Origin of the sequence: Microbacterium sp. Ru50, assembly GCF_002920555.1 — a bacterium.
Taxonomy (GTDB): Bacteria; Actinomycetota; Actinomycetes; order Actinomycetales; family Microbacteriaceae; genus Microbacterium; species Microbacterium arborescens.
This window is the reverse complement of the sequence record NZ_PQSV01000018.1, coordinates 1-1083: the sequence shown is the minus strand read 5'-3', so window position 1 is coordinate 1083 and position 1083 is coordinate 1. Positions and strand designations below refer to the sequence as shown.

The 1083-nt window shown below is 72.2% G+C and carries 1 pseudogene; it reads right to left on the bottom strand.

Annotated elements, in window-relative coordinates:
- A pseudogene (gene rhaD, locus C3481_RS15975) lies at nt 1-1083 on the bottom strand (bifunctional rhamnulose-1-phosphate aldolase/short-chain dehydrogenase); the annotation flags it as partial.

The window sequence follows — 1083 nt, the reverse complement described above, 5'->3', positions numbered from 1 at the left end:
GAGCTTCTCCTCCTCGATGCCGTACGTGGCCGCGCGCTGAGCGCCCCAGCCGCCGGCGAAGATCCCGGAGCCGCGCACCACGCCGTCGGGGGTTGACGCCGTTGACGCGGATGCCGTGCCCGCCCAGCTCGGCGGCGAGCAGCCGCACCTGGTGCGCCTGGTCGGCCTTGGTGGCGGAGTAGGCGACGTTGTCGGGCCCGGCGAAGACGGCGTTCTTGGAGACGATGTAGACGAGGTCGCCGCCCATCCCCTGCGCGGTCATGACGCGCGCCGCCTCGCGGGAGACGAGGAAGGAGCCGCGGGCCATGATGTCGTGCTGCAGGTCCCAGTCCTTCGCCGTGGTCTCCAGCAGCGGCTTGGAGAGGGAGATGCCGGCGTTGTTGACGACCAGGTCGACGCCGCCGAAGGCGAGCACGGCGGCCCGGAAGGCGGCGGCGATCTGCGCCTCGTCGGTCACGTCCACGGTCACCGCGACGGCCTTGTCCGCACCGCCCAGCTCCTCGGCCACCGTGCCGGCGCTCTCGGCGTTGAGGTCCGCGACCACGACGCAGGCCCCTTCGGCGACCAGCCGGCGGGCAATGGCCCTGCCGATGCCGCTGCCCGCGCCGGTCACCAGCGCCACCCGCGTGGCCAGCGGCTTCGGCTTCGGCATCCGCCGCAGCTTGGCCTCCTCCAGTTCCCAGTACTCGATGCGGAACTTCTCGGCCTCCTCGATCGGCGCGTACGTGGACACCGCCTCGGCGCCGCGCATCACGTTGACGGCGTTGAGGTAGAACTCGCCGGCCACCCGCGCGGTCTGCTTGTCCTTGCCGAAGGAGAACATGCCGACGCCCGGTACCAGCACGATCGCCGGGTCCGCACCGCGCATCGGCGGGGAATCAGGCGTGGCGTGCCGCTCGTAGTAGGCGCGGTACTCGGCCCGGTACTCCTCGTGCAGCTCCTTCAACCGCGCGACCGTCTCGTCCACGGAAGCGGTGGGCGGCAGGTCCAGGACCAGCGGGCGCACCTTGGTCCGCAGGAAGTGGTCGGGGCAGGAGGTGCCGAGCGCGGCGAGCCGCGGGTGCTCGGCGCGGGCGAGGAAGT